Below are 16,456 nucleotides of genomic sequence, written 5' to 3' on the forward strand. Positions count from 1 at the left end.
GAAATACGATGCGATACATAGCTGGCATTGATATTGGCAACTCATCAACAGAAGTCGCGCTGGCGCGGCTGGATGAGGCTGGCGCGCTGACCATTACCGGCAGCGCGCTGGCGGAAACCACCGGAATTAAAGGCACATTACGAAATGTGTTTGGTATTCAGGAGGCGCTTACGCTTGCGGCAAAAAACGCAGGCATCAATGTCAGCGATATTTCGCTTATCCGCATCAACGAAGCCACACCGGTCATTGGCGATGTCGCGATGGAAACCATCACGGAAACCATCATTACCGAGTCCACAATGATCGGCCATAACCCTAAAACCCCAGGCGGTGTCGGTCTGGGTGTGGGAGTGACCATTACGCCGCAAGAGTTATTAACCCGCCCGGCGGATACGCCTTATATCCTGGTCGTGTCATCGGCGTTCGATTTCGCCGATGTCGCCACCATAATTAACGCCTCCGTACGCGCCGGATATCAACTCACCGGCGTCATTTTGCAGCAAGACGACGGCGTCCTGGTCAGCAACCGCCTGGAACAGCCTTTACCGATCGTTGATGAGGTGCTCTATATCAACCGGATTCCGCTGGGCATGCTGGCCGCAATTGAGGTTGCCGTACCAGGGAAAGTGATTGAAACGCTCTCTAACCCTTACGGTATTGCCACGGTTTTCGGCCTTAATGCCGAAGAAACTAAAAATATCGTCCCTATGGCGCGCGCGCTGATTGGCAATCGCTCCGCCGTCGTCGTGAAAACGCCGTCAGGGGATGTCAAAGCGCGCGCCATTCCCGCCGGGAATCTGGAACTGCTTTCTCAGGGACGCACGCTCCGTGTAGATGTTGCCGCCGGTGCTGAAGCCATCATGAAAGCGGTGGGCGAATGCCGCAAGCTGGACAACGTGACCGGCGAAGCAGGCACCAATATTGGCGGCATGCTGGAACATGTACGCCAGACCATGGCGGAACTGACCAATAAGCCCAGCAACGAGATCTTCATTCAGGATTTGCTGGCTGTCGATACTTCCGTTCCGGTGAGCGTTACCGGCGGGCTGGCAGGCGAATTTTCTCTGGAGCAGGCCGTGGGCATCGCCTCAATGGTGAAATCCGACCGTCTGCAAATGGCGATGATCGCCCGCGAAATCAAACAAAAGCTGAGTGTTGACGTTCAGGTTGGCGGTGCTGAGGCTGAAGCGGCGATTTTAGGCGCGTTGACGACTCCCGGCACCACGCGTCCGCTGGCGATTCTCGATTTGGGCGCAGGTTCGACAGATGCCTCCATCATCAATCCCAAAGGGGAGATCATTGCCACTCACCTCGCAGGGGCTGGCGATATGGTCACGATGATTATTGCCCGTGAACTGGGTCTGGATGACCGCTATCTGGCAGAAGAGATTAAAAAGTATCCGCTCGCGAAGGTGGAAAGCCTTTTTCATCTGCGTCACGAAGATGGCAGCGTCCAGTTTTTCCCCACCCCGCTGCCGCCAGCCGTATTTGCCCGCGTATGTGTGGTGAAGCCTGATGAACTGGTTCCATTACCCGGCGATTTAGCGCTGGAAAAAGTACGCGCCATTCGCCGCAGCGCCAAAGAGCGGGTTTTCGTCACTAACGCCCTGCGCGCGCTGCGCCAGGTCAGCCCGACCGGCAACATTCGTGACATTCCTTTTGTCGTGCTGGTTGGCGGATCGTCTCTGGATTTCGAGATCCCGCAACTCGTCACCGATGCGCTGGCGCACTATCGCCTGGTGGCCGGTCGCGGAAACATTCGCGGCACAGAAGGCCCGAGAAATGCGGTCGCGACCGGGCTGATTCTCTCCTGGCATAAGGAGTTCGCGCATGGACAGTAACGCCAGTACCCCGGCTATCGTTATTTCGACCATCGATGACGGTATCGCGGTCTGGAAAGAGGTGCTTCTCGGTATTGAAGAAGAAGGTATCCCCTTTGTTATCCAGACGCAGACTGACGGTGACGTGACCCATTGCGCCTGGCAGGCGGCGCGTCGGTCTCCGCTACTCGTCGGCATAGCCTGCGACAAAGAAAAGCTGGTTGTGCATTACAAGAATTTACCCGCATCAGCGCCGCTTTTTACGCTGATGTATCACCAGGACAGCCATGCCCGGCGAAGTGCTGGTAACAACGCGGCAAGGTTAGTCAAAGGGATCCCCTTTCGGGATCTGAATACCTAAGCAACAGGAGAATCGCAGTATGAACAACGCACTGGGACTGGTTGAAACAAAAGGGTTAGTCGGCGCTATCGAAGCCGCTGACGCCATGGTGAAGTCCGCCAACGTGCAACTGGTGGGCTATGAAAAAATCGGCTCCGGCCTGGTCACCGTTATGGTTCGCGGTGATGTTGGCGCGGTTAAAGCGGCAGTCGATGCGGGAAGCGCCGCAGCAAGCGCCGTGGGCGAGGTGAAATCTTGCCACGTCATTCCACGTCCGCACAGCGACGTTGAGGCCATTTTACCCAAGTCAGCCTAAACGGCCGCAACCAAGGAGCACAGCGTGAAGCAATCACTGGGATTACTTGAAGTTAGTGGTCTGGCATTAGCCATCAGTTGCGCGGATGTCATGGCGAAAGCCGCTTCCATCACGCTGGTGGGGCTTGAGAGAACTAATGGTTCCGGCTGGACGGTGATCAAAATCACCGGTGATGTGGCCTCCGTGCAGTCCGCCATCATCACCGGTGCCAGTTTTGCCGATCAACAGCAGGGGCTGATCGCCCATAAAGTTATCGCCAGGCCTGGGGAGGGGATTCTTTCCCGCGCGACGGTTATTCCGCCCGCGCCCATGCCAGCCCCGGAACCTGAAACAGAACCTGAAATAGAACCTGAATCTGAATCTGAACCTGACGTCGTGGTTGTAGAAGAGTCAGTACCGGAAGCAGAACCCGAAACCGGAATGGTCAGTTGCAATCTCTGTCTTGACCCTGCCTGTAAGCGGCAAAAAGGCGAGCCCCGGTCACTCTGCCTGCATTCAGGTAAGTGAGGTAAAGCGTAATGGATAAACAGCTTCTGGAAACAACCGTCAGCAAAGTGCTGGATGAAATGCGTGAGCGCCCTATTCCTCTGGGTGTTTCCAACCGTCATATCCATCTTAGCGCTGAATATTATGCCCGGCTTTTCCCTGGTCAGCCAATCAGCGAGAAAAAAGCGCTGCTCCAGCCTGGGCAATATGCGGCCGACCAGACCGTCACGCTTATTGGCCCTAAAGGTCAGCTAAAGAATGTGCGCCTGCTCGGCCCCCTTCGCCGTACCAGCCAGGTTGAGATTTCCCGCACCGATGCCAGAACATTGGGCATCGCTGCGCCGCTGCGCATGTCGGGAGACCTTAAAGGAACGCCAGGCATTCGTCTTGTCAGCCCCTTCGCCGAGCTGGATCTCGCATCCGGCGTGATTGTCGCCCAACGCCACATTCATATGTCACCGCTTGATGCGTTGATATTTCGCGTTGCGCATGGCGACAAAGTCTCTGTCGCTATTGAAGGCAATGCGCGCAGGCTAATTTTCGACAACGTCGCGATTCGTGTCTCTGCGGATATGCGTCTTGAAATGCACATCGACACAGACGAAGCCAATGCCGCAGGCGCCGACAGCCCGGACGCGTTTGCCACTCTGGTTACACCGCGATGAACGGCGAGATGTTGCAGCGCATTATTGAGGAGGTCATTTCCCGCTTGCAGCGTCGGGCGGAAAGCACGGCCACGCTCAGTATTTCGCAACTGCGGGAGGCCGATTCCCGCGCGCTGTTTTGTCAGTATGCGGCGCTGCATATTGTGCAGGCGGATCTGCCTTCGCTGACGTACATCGCAGAGCAGGATGTCGACGACCCTGTAGCGAAGAAAGTCCATGACGCACTGGCATCAGGTATTTGTCTACAGATATCCCTGCACCATCGCCTGTTGCCGTCGCTGCCGGTGAAAAAGCTGGCGCGTCTGCCCATCAGGCTGGTCGATGAACGAGGGCAAACAATCTGCCTGCATCCGACCACTCTTTTGAGTTACGCCGACGTCGCCCTACTCGCGGGGCAATTACTGGTGCTGCGTCGTCGCTGTGTCGTCACCGCTCTGGCCCGTGAAGCCGCCAGCGCGCGGAATATTCAACTTATTAAGCAGGAGTGAATCATGCATCTGGCACGAGTCACAGGCGCGGTGGTATCCACGCAAAAATCGCCCTCTCTGGTTGGGAAAAAACTTTTGCTGGTACGTCGGGTAAGTGCCGATGGAGAGCTTCCCGACCCGCCCATTACCGGAGATGAGGTTGCCGTCGATTCCGTCGGCGCTGGCGTGGGTGAACTGGTTTTACTCAGCAGCGGCTCCAGCGCCAGACATGTTTTTTCCAGCCCGAACGAGGCCATCGACCTGGCCATTGTCGGCATCGTAGACACGCTTTCTCATTAAGGAGCGGATGATGGCGATTTATACCCGAACAGGAGATACCGGCACTACGGCCTTATTTACCGGCCAACGAGTCAGTAAAACGCATCCGCGCGTCGAAACCTACGGCACGCTGGATGAACTCAATGCAGCGCTGAGTTTATGCGTTTGCGCCACAACCTGCGTGCAACACCGCACGTTGCTCGAATCTATTCAGATGCAGATATTCTGGTTTAGCGCCGAACTCGCCAGCGAAAGCGAGCAGCCGTCGCCGGAGCAGCGCTATATCAGCGCGGAAGATATTGCCGCGCTTGAAGCGGCTATTGATACCGCGATGGGACGCGTTACGCCTTTACACAGTTTTATTTTACCTGGCCGTTGCGAAGCCGCGAGTCGCCTGCACTTTGCCCGCACGCTTGCCCGCCGGGCTGAAAGACGTCTGGTCGAGCTGTCGGCAACCGCCAGCGTCAGGCACGTCCTGATGCGCTACATCAACCGCTTATCTGATTGCCTGTATGCGCTGGCGCGCGCCGAAGATCATGACGCACATCAGAACAACATCATTCGGGAGGTCACTGAGCGCTACCTGGCCTCAACCCCGGCCTCTGTCGTCAAGGAGCCCTCTATGGCCCTCTCTTTTCACGAGCTTCATCAGTTAACTCGTTCAGCGGTGGCGCGGGCGGAGGCGCTTCAGGTTCCTGTGGTCGTCAGCATTGTGGATGCCAACGGCACCGAAACCGTGACCTGGCGTATGCCGGACGCTCTGCTGGTGAGCAGTGAACTGGCGCCGAAAAAAGCCTGGACCGCCGTCGCCATGAAAACAGCCACCCACGAACTGGCTTGCGCCGTTCAGCCGGGCGCTTCGCTCTACGGTCTGGAAAGCCATATGCAGGGGAAAGTCGTCACTTTTGGCGGCGGATTCGCGTTATGGCGTGATGGTCTGCTCATTGGGGGTCTTGGCATCAGCGGCGGGAGCGTTGAACAGGACATGGATATTGCACAAGCCGCCATTGCGGCAATTAACGTGAGAACACATCAATGAATACTTCTGAGCTGGAAACCCTCATCCGTAATATTTTAAGCGAACAGTTGGCGCCTGCGCAGGCCGAAACGCAAGGACACGGTATTTTTCAGTCCGTCGGTGAAGCGATAGACGCGGCGCATCAGGCTTTCTTACGTTATCAGCAGTGTCCGCTCAAAACGCGCAGCGCCATTATCAGCGCCCTGCGCCAGGAGCTTACGCCGCATCTTGCCACGCTGGCGGCGGAGAGCGCAGCGGAAACGGGGATGGGAAACAAAGAAGATAAATTCCTTAAAAACAAAGCCGCGCTGGATAACACGCCAGGCATTGAGGATTTGACAACCACGGCCCTCACCGGCGATGGCGGCATGGTGCTGTTTGAATATTCACCGTTCGGCGTCATTGGTTCCGTCGCGCCCAGCACCAACCCTACCGAAACCATTATTAACAACAGCATCAGTATGCTGGCTGCGGGCAACAGCGTTTATTTCAGCCCGCATCCTGGCGCGAAAAACGTCTCACTCAAATTGATCGGCATGATCGAAGATATCGCTTTCCGCTGCTGCGGCATCCGCAATCTGGTCGTCACTGTCGCAGAACCGACTTTTGAGGCAACCCAGCAAATGATGGCGCATCCCAATATTGCGGTGCTGGCTATTACTGGCGGCCCCGGCATTGTTGCGATGGGAATGAAAAGCGGTAAAAAGGTCATTGGCGCCGGGGCGGGCAATCCGCCCTGTATCGTTGATGAGACCGCCGATATCGTCAAAGCGGCCGAAGATATCATCAACGGCGCAGCGTTCGATTACAACCTGCCCTGCATCGCAGAAAAAAGTCTGATTGTCGTGGAGAGCGTCGCTGAGCGCCTGGTTCAGCAAATGCAGGCTTTCGGCGCATTGCTGTTAAACGCTGCGGATATCGATAAATTACGCGCCGTCTGCCTCCCGGAAGGTCACGCGAATAAAAAACTGGTCGGGAAAAGCCCGGCCGCCATGCTGGAAGCCGCCGGTATTCCCGTTCCCGCAAAACCGCCGCGTTTGCTTATCGGTATCGTCAGTGCCGACGATCCGTGGGTAACCAGCGAACAGTTGATGCCAATGCTACCCGTCGTGAAGGTCGATAATTTCGACAGCGCGCTGGCACTGGCGCTAAACGTTGAAGAAGGCCTGCACCATACCGCCATTATGCACTCGCAGAATGTCTCTCGCCTGAATCTGGCGGCGCGCACCTTACAGACCTCTATTTTTGTGAAAAACGGCCCTTCCTATGCCGGTATCGGCGTTGGCGGCGAAGGGTTTACCACCTTTACCATCGCCACCCCGACCGGCGAAGGGACAACCTCGGCACGCACATTTGCCCGTTCCCGTCGCTGCGTACTGACCAACGGCTTTTCAATTCGCTAATGAGGTCGTTATGAATACGTTTTCACTACCAACCCGATTGTACAGTGGCAGAGGAAGTCTGGATGTGCTGACGCGTTTTACAAACCGGCATATCTGGATTATCTGTGATGGATTTCTGGCGCAATCACCGCTGATCAATACGCTGCGCGACGCCCTTCCAACGGATAATCGCATCAGCATATTCAGCGACATCACCCCGGACCCTACCATCGGTACGGTAGTGCAAGGTATTGCGCAAATGCATGCCCTGCGACCGGATGTGGTCATCGGCTTTGGCGGGGGATCGGCGCTCGACGCGGCAAAAGCCATCGTCTGGTTCAGCCGTCAGTTCGGCATCGAAATTGAAACCTGTGTTGCAATTCCCACCACCAGTGGCACCGGTTCCGAAGTCACCAGCGCATGCGTCATTAGCGATCCAGAAAAGGGCATTAAATATCCGTTATTTAATAAAGCGTTGTATCCAGATATGGCTATTCTCGACCCGACGCTGGTTGTCACCGTTCCGGCAAATATTACCGCCAACACGGGGATGGACGTCCTGACGCATGCGCTTGAAGCATATGTGTCTCCGCACGCCAGCGACTTCACTGACGCGCTGGCGGAAAAAGCCGCGCAAATCGTCTTTCAGTATCTGCCCGTTGCGGTCAGGAAAGGGGATTGTCTGGCTACCCGTGGGAAGATGCACAACGCCTCAACGCTGGCGGGAATGGCGTTTAGCCAAGCTGGACTGGGGCTGAACCATGCTATTGCCCATCAGTTAGGCGGCCAGTTTCATCTGCCGCACGGGCTTGCCAATGCGCTGCTGCTGACATCGGTCATCCGCTTTAACGCCCACGATCCTCGGGCGGCAAAACGATACGCAAGACTCGCGAAAGCCTGTCAACTCTGCCCCGCCAGCGCAAACGAGACGTCATGCCTCAATGCGCTGATTCATCAGATTGAGCAGCTCAAAACACAGTGTGCAATCCCTTCATTCGCCCAGGCGCTTAAAGAGGGACGACAGGCGTATTCACAACGAATCCCGATCATGGTTCAGGCGGCGCTGGCTGATGTGACGTTAAGAACCAACCCGCGTACCGCCGATGCCAGCGCGATCCGGGAACTTCTTGAGGCGTTGTCATGAATACCGTCAGCGCCATTGAACAGGATAGCTATGATGCGCAAACCATACGCGATCGAGTACGTGCTGCGGGCGTGGTTGGCGCCGGGGGGGCGGGTTTTCCCGCCCACGTCAAACTACAGGCGCAGGTTGAGATCTTTTTGGTTAATGCTGCTGAATGTGAACCGATGCTCAAGGTTGATCAGCAATTAATGGCGCAGCAGCCCGCGCGCCTGATTCGCGGCGTGCAGTACGCCATGAAGGCAACCGGCGCACGCGAGGGAATTATTGCGTTAAAAGAAAAATACCGCGATGCGATTGAGGCATTAACCCCCCTGCTACCTTCCAGTATCAGGCTGCATATTTTACCGGATGTCTACCCGGCCGGGGACGAAGTGCTGACCATCTGGATGGCGACAGGCCGACGCGTTCCGCCTGCGGCGTTACCGGTGAGCGTCGGCGTGGTGGTCAATAATGTTCAGACCGTACTGAATATCGCCCGTGCGGTAGAACAACAGTATCCCGTAACGCGCCGCACTCTTACCGTTAACGGCGCGGTTGCAAGGCCGCTGACCGTCACCGTCCCTGTCGGTATGTCTTTACGCGACGTTTTAGCGCTTGCAGGCGGCGCCACCGTTGATGACCCCGGATTGATTAACGGCGGCCCCATGATGGGAAGCCTGGTGACATCGCTGGATTCACCGGTGACAAAGACCACCGGCGGCCTGTTGGTGTTACCAAAAACCCATCCCTTGATTCAGCGGCGAATGCAGGATGAACGCACCGTTTTGTCTGTCGCAAGAACCGTTTGCGAGCAATGCCGGTTATGTACTGATTTATGCCCCAGGCATTTGATCGGCCATGAGTTATCTCCCCATTTACTGGTACGCGCGGTGAACTATCAACAGGCTGCGACACCGCAACTCCTGCTTAGCGCGCTGACGTGTTCAGAATGCAATGTTTGCGAAAGCGTGGCATGCCCGGTGGGGATCTCCCCCATGCGCATTAACCGTATGCTGAAACGTGAGCTACGGGCGCAAAACCTCCGTTACGAAGGCCCGCTGAATCCCGCCGATGAAATGGCGAAATATCGGCTGGTGCCGATTAAGCGATTGATTACCAAACTGGGGCTCAGCGACTGGTATCACGACGCGCCGTTAACGGACGTCGCCCCTTCAGCAGACAAAACGACGCTGCTCTTGCGTCAGCATATTGGCGCCAGCGCCGTGCCCTGCGTGCAAAAAGGTGAACGCGTTGTCCGTGGACAGTGTGTCGCCGATATGCCATCTGGCGCGTTAGGCGCTCCCGTTCACGCCAGTATTGACGGCATTGTCAGCGACATTACTGAACACGCCATCACGGTTGTAAGAGGTTAACCATGTCTCAGGCTATAGGTATTTTAGAACTCACCAGCATCGCTAAAGGAATGGAAGCAGGCGATGCCATGCTGAAAAGCGCCAGCGTCAATTTACTGGTCAGTAAAACAATCTGTCCGGGTAAATTTTTACTGATGCTGGGCGGCGATGTCGGTGCGGTACAGCAGGCCATCGAAACGGGCACATCGCTGGCCGCAGACATGCTCGTGGATAGTCTGGTGCTGCCGAATATTCATGCCAGCGTACTGCCTGCGGTCAGCGGATTGAACAGCGTTGATCAACGTCAGGCCGTAGGGATCGTGGAAACCTGGAGCGTAGCAGCCTGTATCAGTGCCGCCGATCGCGCCGTTAAAGCCTCCAACGTGACGCTGGTGCGTGTCCATATGGCGTTCGGTATTGGCGGAAAATGTTACATGGTGGTGGCAGGCGATGTCTCCGATGTCAACAACGCCGTTACGGTAGCCAGTGAAAGCGCAGGCGAAAAAGGACTGCTGGTTTACCGCGCCGTGATCCCCCGTCCGCATGAAGCCATGTGGCGACAGATCGTGGAGGGATGATGGAAAAGCAACCGACAACGGAACGCATGATTCAGGAGTATGTTCCCGGGAAACAGGTGACGCTGGCGCATCTGATTGCTAACCCAGGCAAAGATCTCTTTAAAAAACTGGGTCTGCCGGATGCGGTGTCCGCTATTGGGATCCTGACCATTACGCCCAGTGAAGCCTCGATTATTGCCTGCGATATCGCCACCAAATCCGGCGCGGTCGAGATTGGTTTTCTTGACCGTTTCACCGGGGCCGTCGTGCTGACCGGCGATGTCTCAGCCGTCGAGTATGCGTTAAATCAGGTGACCAGAACATTGGGAGAAATGATGCGTTTTACCGCCTGCCCAATTACCCGGACATAACGCCATGAAACGCATTATGTTAATCGGCCCCAGCCAGTGCGGGAAAACCTCTCTTACACAGAGTCTGAACGGCGAAGCGCTTCATTACCAGAAAACACAGGCTATTGTCTGGTCGCCCGGCACAATCGATACGCCGGGCGAATATCTGGAGAACCGCTGTCTGTATAGCGCGCTGCTGGCAAGCGCCTGTGAAGCTGACATTATCGCGCTGGTTCTTAATGCCGATGCGCCGTGGTCGCCCTTCTCCCCCGGTTTTACCGGCCCAATGAACAGACCCGTTATCGGGATCGTCACCAAATCTGATTTGGCGGATTCGTCACGTATCTCATGCGTGGAGAACAGGCTGATTCAAGCCGGTGCGCAGAAAATTTTTGTCACCAGCGCGCTGATGAAATCCGGGATTGATGAAATGTTTGTTTTTCTGAGTGCTAAGGAACCCTTATGTCTCACAAAATAATGGCGATTAACGCCGGTAGCTCGTCGCTAAAATTCCAGTTGCTGGCAATGCCGCAGGGCGAAATGATCTGCCAGGGATTAATCGAACGTATCGGAATGGCGAACGCCAGAGTCACAATGAAAACATCCGCGCAAAAATGGCAGGAAACGGCCCCCATCGCCGATCACCGCGAAGCCGTTACCCTGCTGCTGGATAAGCTCCTCAGTCATCACATCATTAATACCTTACAGGATATTGACGGCGTGGGTCATCGCGTGGCGCACGGCGGAGAGTTCTTTAAGGATTCGGCGCGCGTGACCGATGAAACGCTCGCTCAAATTGAGCGTCTTGCCGAACTGGCCCCGTTGCATAACCCGGTTAACGTGCTCGGTATTCATATTTTTCGCCAGCTGTTACCCTCAACGCCTTCTGTGGCCGTATTCGATACCGCCTTTCACCAGACGCTGGACGAGTCGGCCTATATTTACCCTCTGCCCTGGCGTTATTACGCCGAGCTGGGTATTCGCCGCTATGGTTTTCACGGTACCAGCCATAAATATGTCAGCACGGCATTAGCTGAAAGACTGGGCGTCCCGCTCAGCGCCTTACGCGTTATTTGCTGCCATCTGGGTAATGGCAGCAGCATTTGCGCTATCAAAGGGGGGCAATCCATCAATACATCAATGGGATTTACGCCGCAATCAGGCGTAATGATGGGAACCCGTAGCGGAGACATCGATCCCTCCATTCTGCCCTGGATTGCAGAACGTGAAGGGAAAACGCCCCAGCAGCTTAATTATTTATTAAACAATGAGTCGGGGCTGCTGGGCATTTCCGGCGTTTCGCATGATTACCGCGACGTTGAGCAGGCCGCCGATGGCGGAAATCGCCGGGCGGCGCTTGCGCTTACGCTATTCGCTGAGCGCATTCGCGCGACAATCGGCAGTTATATCATGCAAATGGGCGGTCTGGATGCGCTCATTTTTACCGGTGGAATCGGCGAAAACTCCGCCCGTGCCAGAGCGGCAGTCTGTCATAATCTGCATTTCCTGGGGCTGAGTATTGATGAGGAAAAAAACCTGCGCAACGCTACGTTTATTCAGGCAGAAAACGCAGTGGTGAAAGTGGCGGTCATTAATACCAATGAAGAGCTTATGATCGCACAAGATGTGATGCGGATTGCGTTAAGTGACAAGGTCACATTTGACGTTTCCGCCTGATTTTGCCCGACTGCAACTTGCGGAAAATCATGGTAATAGCGCAATCGCCGTGACACTATGCGCCGAGGATTGCTGACCAGAAAGGTGAAAACGTGGCTGTTGCGCAATGCCCCGCGTCATGCGGAGAACTTATCCAGGGCTGGATTCTGGGCAGTGAGAAACTGGTCTCCTGCCCTGTCGAATGGTACAGCACAGTGGAAGTAAGCTCGGGCGCTCCCCTTGCGGATGAGCGCCCCCTTTCACGCGCAATGGTCAATCGGCTACTGGAATACTGGCGCTACCCTGCGCAGTGGAGCCAGGAGATTCGGATCGCAGTGCATTCCACCATTCCCGTCGCCAAAGGAATGGCCAGCAGTACCGCAGATATCGCGGCAACGGCGGTCGCAACCGCACACCATCTGGGGCATACGCTGGATGAACCCACGCTTGCACATCTGTGTGTTTCGCTTGAACCCACCGACAGCACCATTTTCCGTCAACTGACGCTTTTCGATCACAATGACGCCTCTACGCAAATGGCTTGTGAAGCGCAGCCACAGCTTGATCTTTTAGTCCTCGAAAGCCCAATAACGTTGCGCACGGCAGATTATCACCGCATCCCCCGACTGGAACGTCTGCATGCGGGGGCGGCGATGTTGCAGCAGGCATGGGAGAGAGTGCAGGAAGCCTGCATAACGCAAAACCCTCGTCGGATGGGGGAAGCCGCCACGCTCAGCGCTATCGCCAGCCAACAACTGTTACCAAAGCCAGGCTTTGATGCCCTGTTGGCGCTGGTGGAAGCCTGTGATTTATACGGTCTGAATGTGGCGCACAGCGGAAGCGTTGTCGGGCTGATGCTGGACAGGCAGCGCCATGACGTTGACCATATTAAGTGGGAACTCGCACAACGAAAACTGACGGAACACTGGCCCGATCAGCATTTGCTGAAGATGGTCACTGGCGGGGTTGAATTGCAGTGAGGAACTCGCGGTGTTCCCCACTGCCACAGGCTGTTACTCTGCTTTTGCGTCGCCGTTTTTCATTTCGCCCATCGCTTTCAGCTTTTTAGAAATGTCGCGGCGTTCTTTAGAAATTTCTGCGTTTTTGATGATGTAATCATCAACGCGGTCCTCATAGTCGCTCTTCATGCTGGCGATGATGCCCTGGATCGCTTCAACGCTCATACCTGGCTTGATGTAATCGCTCAGGTTGTCCAGCAGCAGAACACGCTTCTGGTTGTCACGGATCTTTTTCTCAACGTCCTGGATTTCACGTTGCAGTTTGTTCTTACGGCGGAACAGACGAACAAATTCCAGTACGTCCTGGAAAGAAGGCTTGTTGGTTTCCATTTTTACACCCCTGATAATGTGAGATTCGGATTCGTTTAAGCAACCGCTATACGTTAGGGTAAACATTACTTTTAGCCGTTGCAGATGACAATGGTTTTATCCTTTTTCAGTATCATACCCTTAATCGGTGCTGAATCGAAGCAGCAGCCGAATCACGAGCGTCATCTGCTTTTTATTTGCGCAATGCCCGGCAGATCAAATGGGAGAGCAGCTCCAGTTGCCGCGCCGTCTCCATACTTAGCCAAACATAGCCATGAATAGGCGTTTCAGCCACGGTATTGCCATGATGCTCGTTTATCAACTGGCGCAGCTCCGCGACAATCTCATTGAGTTTTTCCGTGTTTGCCAGTACCGGTTGTGGGTTGCCTTCGAACAGCGCATGGGCGATGGTGAGCAACGTTTGCTGCGTCATTTGCTGCGTTTCGCGCAGCGTATGCGCATTCAGCATCACAAAATGGCTGGCACGAGATGCCCAGTGCGCATTAATTTGCAGCTCAAGCATACAGACCAGATTGCGGTTCACGGTTTGAATCGCTTCGAATATCGACTTTTGAATGCGGGTTTCTTTACTGGCTGGCGTAATCAGCCCACGCATTTTGACGACGTCGCTCAGCAGTTTCTGTAAATGCTTCTCCAGCCGGGGACGCTCTAACAAATTTGGCGACAACGCGGCCTGATAGACCCGATTGTACGCCGTCACACAATGCGCCATCTGAATGCGCCAGTGTAAAAATGCGCGTTGCGGCCAGATGCCGGTGAACAGCATCGCCAGCAGCGAACCTAAAATAACATCCCCGCCGCGCCACAATGCCGTGTTCATGTCGCCTGCCGGCGCGCCTACCACCACGGCGAGCGTGATGCCGATCAACAGAGCCTGATACGGCTTTTTCCCTAACGCCAGCCAACCGCACAAGAACATTGCCGCAGCGCACCAGATCAACATCAGCGGGAGGGAAAAAAGCTCCAGACGTAACGCTACAAGACCTAATACCGACCCCAGAATCGTGCCGCCGATGCGCTCAAACGCACGGGGAACCACGTTCCCCCAAAAGGAGATCGGCCCCATAATGACGACCAGTGTGATCAGCGGCCAGGTGCCTTCCGGGATGTTGAACAGTCGAACCAGCAGGAAAGTGAGAATAAACGCCAGCGCAATGCGAATGCCGTGTACAACACGATAATGGCGATATAAACGAATTTCAAAGGGACTCAGCGATTTATCAGCCCGCACTCACGCACTCCGTCTGGAAATGACCAAAAAACGAATTGTACCCGCTTTTGCAGCGAAAATATCACTATAGCGGACAGGACTCGCACGTAAACTGCCCCGTCACGACGCCTATCCGCCGGGTACTGCGTACAATTTACACAGGGCTATTTCGACTGTACGGGTACATACATTTCAATGTCCCAGTACCCGTCTTCCGTTCCATTGTTAAGATAGACCTCAAAACACGGTTTAGCCGCTATCTGGTAGTGATTGTCCTGTAACAGGCTATTGAAAAACTGATACCAGGGCGTCGCGAAATCATGATTCTCAACGCGCGCCACCGCTGTCGCATACTGCCCGCCGGCGATCTCCGTCAGGATGACGCCTTCGCTATTTTTCGGAATGGTGAAATTATCCGGGACAGACACCACCGTATCGCAGCGGAGTTTTTCCGCCGGAACCTCATCTGGATTATCGTAGTAAACCGCGATCCATTCGAGCGGAACAACCTGATTCCCGTCAACCCACATCATAAGTTGTTCAAAACCTTGCTTCACCGTTTTTTCCCACGGGCCGACCATGTGAAAACCGGCGATATTACGCTTCTCTGCCTGCCTGATTTCGTAGTCCATACTGCCTCCGATAGTTTCACTGAGACTGATAGCACACCGTCGACCCGATGGCGCTGCGCGTATCAGGTCGACGGTGTTCCATAATGCATTGAAGTCAGCGCCGGATAAGGAAGCGATGTCCCCTCCGGCAAATCTTATACTGTATATAAACACAGCATAAGATTTTGCATATAAAGGTCACAAGGAAATCATGATGAGTATGTGAGCAGACTCGCACTCTTACCAGTCTGCCGTGTCAGAAAAGGGGGTTACGCCTTATGGTGGAAGTAATCGCTCAGTCGGGAAAAAACGCCGCCTTTGCCAACAGACTCCAGCGTCACCAGAGGCCAGTGCGCCACCAGTTTATCCCGATCGTATAGCTCAATTTCACCAACCCGCTGATGTGCGGCAATAGGGGCTTCAAGTTCTTTTTTATCAAGGGCATACCGGGCCTTAATATGCGGAATTTCGGTTTTCGGCAGCGCCATCCAGAAATCCTGCTCGGTGCCCAGAGCAATATTTTCTTTATCGCCGTACCAGATACGTTCCGTGCCAACCTGTTTGCCACTGCGTAAAATTTGTACCGTATCGAAATTTTGCTGTCCCCACTGCAACAACTTACGTGCCTGATCTTCGCGCCCTTTCGCGCTTTCCGCGCCCATCACAACGGCGATAAGACGACGCTGCCCGTCCACGGCGGAGGCAATCAGGTTAAAACCCGCGCCGGAGGTATGGCCGGTTTTCAACCCGTCGATATTCATGGTTTTATCCCACAGCAGTCCGTTACGGTTCTGCTGGGTAATACCGTTCCATGTCAGGCTCTTTTCACTGTACATATGATAAAACTCAGGCTCACCGTGAATAATGGCGCGGGACAATATCGCCAGATCATAGGCTGAGCTGTGCTGGCCTGGCGCATCCAGTCCGTGTACCGTTTCAAAATGGGTATCCTGCAATTTCAGGGTTTCAACGTAGTGATTCATCATGGCGACGAACTGCGGTTGCCCTCCGGCGATGTAATCCGCCAGCGCAACGCAGGCATCGTTTCCAGAGTCAACAATCAGCCCCCGGCTGAGATCCCGAACCGAAACGCGCTCCCCTTGTTTCAGAAACATTAATGAAGATCCCACAAACACCGGGTTGTCTTTGGCCCAGGCATCACGTCCAACGGTTACGATATCGTCCGGGCTAATACGATGGCTGTCGATAGCGCGATCGACAACATAGCCGGTCATCAGCTTGGTCAGGCTGGCCGGGTTACGCCGCTGATGTTCATTACCTGCGGTCAGAATTTGCCCCGTGGTGTAATCCATAAGTACCCATGACCCTGCCTGAATGGCCGGAGGCTGGGGAGAAAAATCTGGCACATTGGCAGCCAGAGCGGAAGAAAGATTCATCGCGAGAAGTGAAGCGGCAATAAACAAACGGCGTTTCAACACTATTTCCTCAGGAAAGTCATAATTTGCCGTTCTTTT

General features: G+C 54.8%; 20 protein-coding genes. 16 read left to right on the plus strand and 4 right to left on the minus strand.

The features are described from left to right. The first annotated feature begins 8 nt into the window (after positions 1-8). The 16 genes from OGX84_RS10225 (at position 9) to OGX84_RS10300 (ending at position 12,791) form a co-directional block, all read left to right on the plus strand. Complete coding sequence (locus tag OGX84_RS10225; RefSeq protein ID WP_112001950.1) at positions 9-1,841, plus strand: diol dehydratase reactivase subunit alpha; 1,833 nt, start codon at positions 9-11, stop codon at positions 1,839-1,841. Then, positions 1,831-2,181, plus strand: a complete 351-nt coding sequence (locus tag OGX84_RS10230) for a glycerol dehydratase reactivase beta/small subunit family protein (protein WP_112001949.1) — start codon at positions 1,831-1,833, stop codon at positions 2,179-2,181. Before OGX84_RS10225 ends, OGX84_RS10230 begins: the two co-directional genes overlap by 11 nt. A 19-nt stretch (positions 2,182-2,200) precedes the next feature. Next, a complete protein-coding gene (gene pduJ / locus OGX84_RS10235) occupies positions 2,201-2,476 on the plus strand; it encodes a propanediol utilization microcompartment protein PduJ (protein WP_004853788.1) in 276 nt (91 codons plus the stop codon). Between the two features lie 24 nt (positions 2,477-2,500). After that, positions 2,501-2,983: a BMC domain-containing protein gene (locus tag OGX84_RS10240; protein ID WP_275166046.1), complete on the plus strand. Its 483-nt coding sequence runs from the start codon at positions 2,501-2,503 to the stop codon at positions 2,981-2,983. An 11-nt stretch (positions 2,984-2,994) separates the two neighbouring features. Continuing rightward, positions 2,995-3,627: a phosphate propanoyltransferase gene (locus OGX84_RS10245; protein ID WP_112001948.1), complete on the plus strand. Its 633-nt coding sequence runs from the start codon at positions 2,995-2,997 to the stop codon at positions 3,625-3,627. Beyond that, positions 3,624-4,115: a microcompartment protein PduM gene (pduM, locus tag OGX84_RS10250; RefSeq protein ID WP_058669355.1), complete on the plus strand. Its 492-nt coding sequence runs from the start codon at positions 3,624-3,626 to the stop codon at positions 4,113-4,115. Before OGX84_RS10245 ends, pduM begins: the two co-directional genes overlap by 4 nt. Positions 4,116-4,118: 3 nt before the next feature. Continuing rightward, the gene (locus OGX84_RS10255; protein ID WP_047462697.1) at positions 4,119-4,394 is read left to right on the plus strand and encodes a EutN/CcmL family microcompartment protein; all 276 of its coding nucleotides are present in this window, start codon (positions 4,119-4,121) and stop codon (positions 4,392-4,394) included. Positions 4,395-4,404: 10 nt separating this feature from the next. Further along, positions 4,405-5,412 (plus strand): two-domain cob(I)yrinic acid a,c-diamide adenosyltransferase PduO, encoded by a 1,008-nt coding sequence (pduO, locus tag OGX84_RS10260; protein ID WP_112001947.1) that lies wholly within the window; start codon positions 4,405-4,407, stop codon positions 5,410-5,412. Next, entirely contained in the window at positions 5,409-6,794 is a 1,386-nt protein-coding gene (gene pduP / locus OGX84_RS10265; protein WP_112001946.1) for a CoA-acylating propionaldehyde dehydrogenase PduP, read from the plus strand. The genes pduO and pduP overlap by 4 nt, the downstream gene beginning before the upstream one ends. 10 nt (positions 6,795-6,804) lie before the next feature. Beyond that, positions 6,805-7,917, plus strand: coding sequence for a 1-propanol dehydrogenase PduQ (locus tag OGX84_RS10270; RefSeq protein WP_047462690.1), 1,113 nt, complete (start codon positions 6,805-6,807; stop codon positions 7,915-7,917). Then, on the plus strand, positions 7,914-9,269 hold the full coding sequence (locus tag OGX84_RS10275) for a 4Fe-4S dicluster domain-containing protein (protein WP_112001945.1): 1,356 nt from the start codon (positions 7,914-7,916) through the stop codon (positions 9,267-9,269). Before OGX84_RS10270 ends, OGX84_RS10275 begins: the two co-directional genes overlap by 4 nt. Positions 9,270-9,271: 2 nt before the next feature. Next, complete coding sequence (gene pduT / locus OGX84_RS10280) at positions 9,272-9,826, plus strand: propanediol utilization microcompartment protein PduT (protein WP_012131757.1); 555 nt, start codon at positions 9,272-9,274, stop codon at positions 9,824-9,826. Further along, positions 9,826-10,176 (plus strand): propanediol utilization microcompartment protein PduU, encoded by a 351-nt coding sequence (gene pduU / locus OGX84_RS10285; RefSeq protein ID WP_047462685.1) that lies wholly within the window; start codon positions 9,826-9,828, stop codon positions 10,174-10,176. Before pduT ends, pduU begins: the two co-directional genes overlap by 1 nt. 4 nt (positions 10,177-10,180) lie before the next feature. Then, positions 10,181-10,633, plus strand: a complete 453-nt coding sequence (gene pduV, locus OGX84_RS10290; RefSeq protein ID WP_112001944.1) for a EutP/PduV family microcompartment system protein — start codon at positions 10,181-10,183, stop codon at positions 10,631-10,633. Next, positions 10,618-11,832 carry an acetate/propionate family kinase gene (locus tag OGX84_RS10295; protein ID WP_112001943.1) on the plus strand — a complete coding sequence of 405 codons (1,215 nt, stop codon included), beginning with the start codon at positions 10,618-10,620 and terminating at the stop codon, positions 11,830-11,832. Before pduV ends, OGX84_RS10295 begins: the two co-directional genes overlap by 16 nt. A gap of 92 nt (positions 11,833-11,924) precedes the next feature. After that, entirely contained in the window at positions 11,925-12,791 is an 867-nt protein-coding gene (locus tag OGX84_RS10300) for a GHMP family kinase ATP-binding protein (protein ID WP_047462679.1), read from the plus strand. A 33-nt stretch (positions 12,792-12,824) separates the two neighbouring features. Here the strand turns inward: OGX84_RS10300 and OGX84_RS10305 are convergent, their stop codons facing one another. The 4 genes from OGX84_RS10305 to dacD all read right to left on the minus strand — a co-directional run bounded on the left by OGX84_RS10305 (position 12,825) and on the right by dacD (position 16,423). Continuing rightward, positions 12,825-13,160 (minus strand): DUF496 family protein, encoded by a 336-nt coding sequence (locus OGX84_RS10305; RefSeq protein WP_024130204.1) that lies wholly within the window; start codon positions 13,158-13,160, stop codon positions 12,825-12,827. 172 nt (positions 13,161-13,332) lie between these two features. Next, positions 13,333-14,391, minus strand: coding sequence for an FUSC family protein (locus OGX84_RS10310; protein WP_012131751.1), 1,059 nt, complete (start codon positions 14,389-14,391; stop codon positions 13,333-13,335). Positions 14,392-14,534: 143 nt separating this feature from the next. Next, on the minus strand, positions 14,535-15,002 hold the full coding sequence (gene sbmC, locus OGX84_RS10315) for a DNA gyrase inhibitor SbmC (RefSeq protein WP_012131750.1): 468 nt from the start codon (positions 15,000-15,002) through the stop codon (positions 14,535-14,537). Positions 15,003-15,250: 248 nt separating this feature from the next. Beyond that, positions 15,251-16,423 (minus strand): serine-type D-Ala-D-Ala carboxypeptidase DacD, encoded by a 1,173-nt coding sequence (gene dacD / locus OGX84_RS10320; RefSeq protein ID WP_115591166.1) that lies wholly within the window; start codon positions 16,421-16,423, stop codon positions 15,251-15,253. Positions 16,424-16,456 lie beyond the last annotated feature (33 nt).

The sequence above is a fragment of the Citrobacter sp. CK202 genome (genome assembly GCF_030333225.1).
Taxonomy (GTDB): domain Bacteria; phylum Pseudomonadota; class Gammaproteobacteria; order Enterobacterales; family Enterobacteriaceae; genus Citrobacter_B; species Citrobacter_B koseri.

Bases quoted from the DNA above. Each gene is read 5' to 3' on its own strand.
- OGX84_RS10225 (WP_112001950.1), top strand. From the start codon at position 9: ATGCGATACATAGCTGGCATTGATATTGGCAACTCATCAACAGAAGTC.
- OGX84_RS10230 (WP_112001949.1), top strand. From the start codon at position 1,831: ATGGACAGTAACGCCAGTACCCCGGCTATCGTTATTTCGACCATCGAT.
- pduJ (WP_004853788.1), top strand. From the start codon at position 2,201: ATGAACAACGCACTGGGACTGGTTGAAACAAAAGGGTTAGTCGGCGCT.
- OGX84_RS10245 (WP_112001948.1), top strand. From the start codon at position 2,995: ATGGATAAACAGCTTCTGGAAACAACCGTCAGCAAAGTGCTGGATGAA.
- pduM (WP_058669355.1), top strand. From the start codon at position 3,624: ATGAACGGCGAGATGTTGCAGCGCATTATTGAGGAGGTCATTTCCCGC.
- OGX84_RS10255 (WP_047462697.1), top strand. From the start codon at position 4,119: ATGCATCTGGCACGAGTCACAGGCGCGGTGGTATCCACGCAAAAATCG.
- pduO (WP_112001947.1), top strand. From the start codon at position 4,405: ATGGCGATTTATACCCGAACAGGAGATACCGGCACTACGGCCTTATTT.
- pduP (WP_112001946.1), top strand. From the start codon at position 5,409: ATGAATACTTCTGAGCTGGAAACCCTCATCCGTAATATTTTAAGCGAA.
- OGX84_RS10270 (WP_047462690.1), top strand. From the start codon at position 6,805: ATGAATACGTTTTCACTACCAACCCGATTGTACAGTGGCAGAGGAAGT.
- OGX84_RS10275 (WP_112001945.1), top strand. From the start codon at position 7,914: ATGAATACCGTCAGCGCCATTGAACAGGATAGCTATGATGCGCAAACC.
- pduT (WP_012131757.1), top strand. From the start codon at position 9,272: ATGTCTCAGGCTATAGGTATTTTAGAACTCACCAGCATCGCTAAAGGA.
- pduU (WP_047462685.1), top strand. From the start codon at position 9,826: ATGGAAAAGCAACCGACAACGGAACGCATGATTCAGGAGTATGTTCCC.
- pduV (WP_112001944.1), top strand. From the start codon at position 10,181: ATGAAACGCATTATGTTAATCGGCCCCAGCCAGTGCGGGAAAACCTCT.
- OGX84_RS10295 (WP_112001943.1), top strand. From the start codon at position 10,618: ATGTCTCACAAAATAATGGCGATTAACGCCGGTAGCTCGTCGCTAAAA.
- OGX84_RS10305 (WP_024130204.1), bottom strand. From the start codon at position 13,160: ATGGAAACCAACAAGCCTTCTTTCCAGGACGTACTGGAATTTGTTCGT.
- sbmC (WP_012131750.1), bottom strand. From the start codon at position 15,002: ATGGACTACGAAATCAGGCAGGCAGAGAAGCGTAATATCGCCGGTTTT.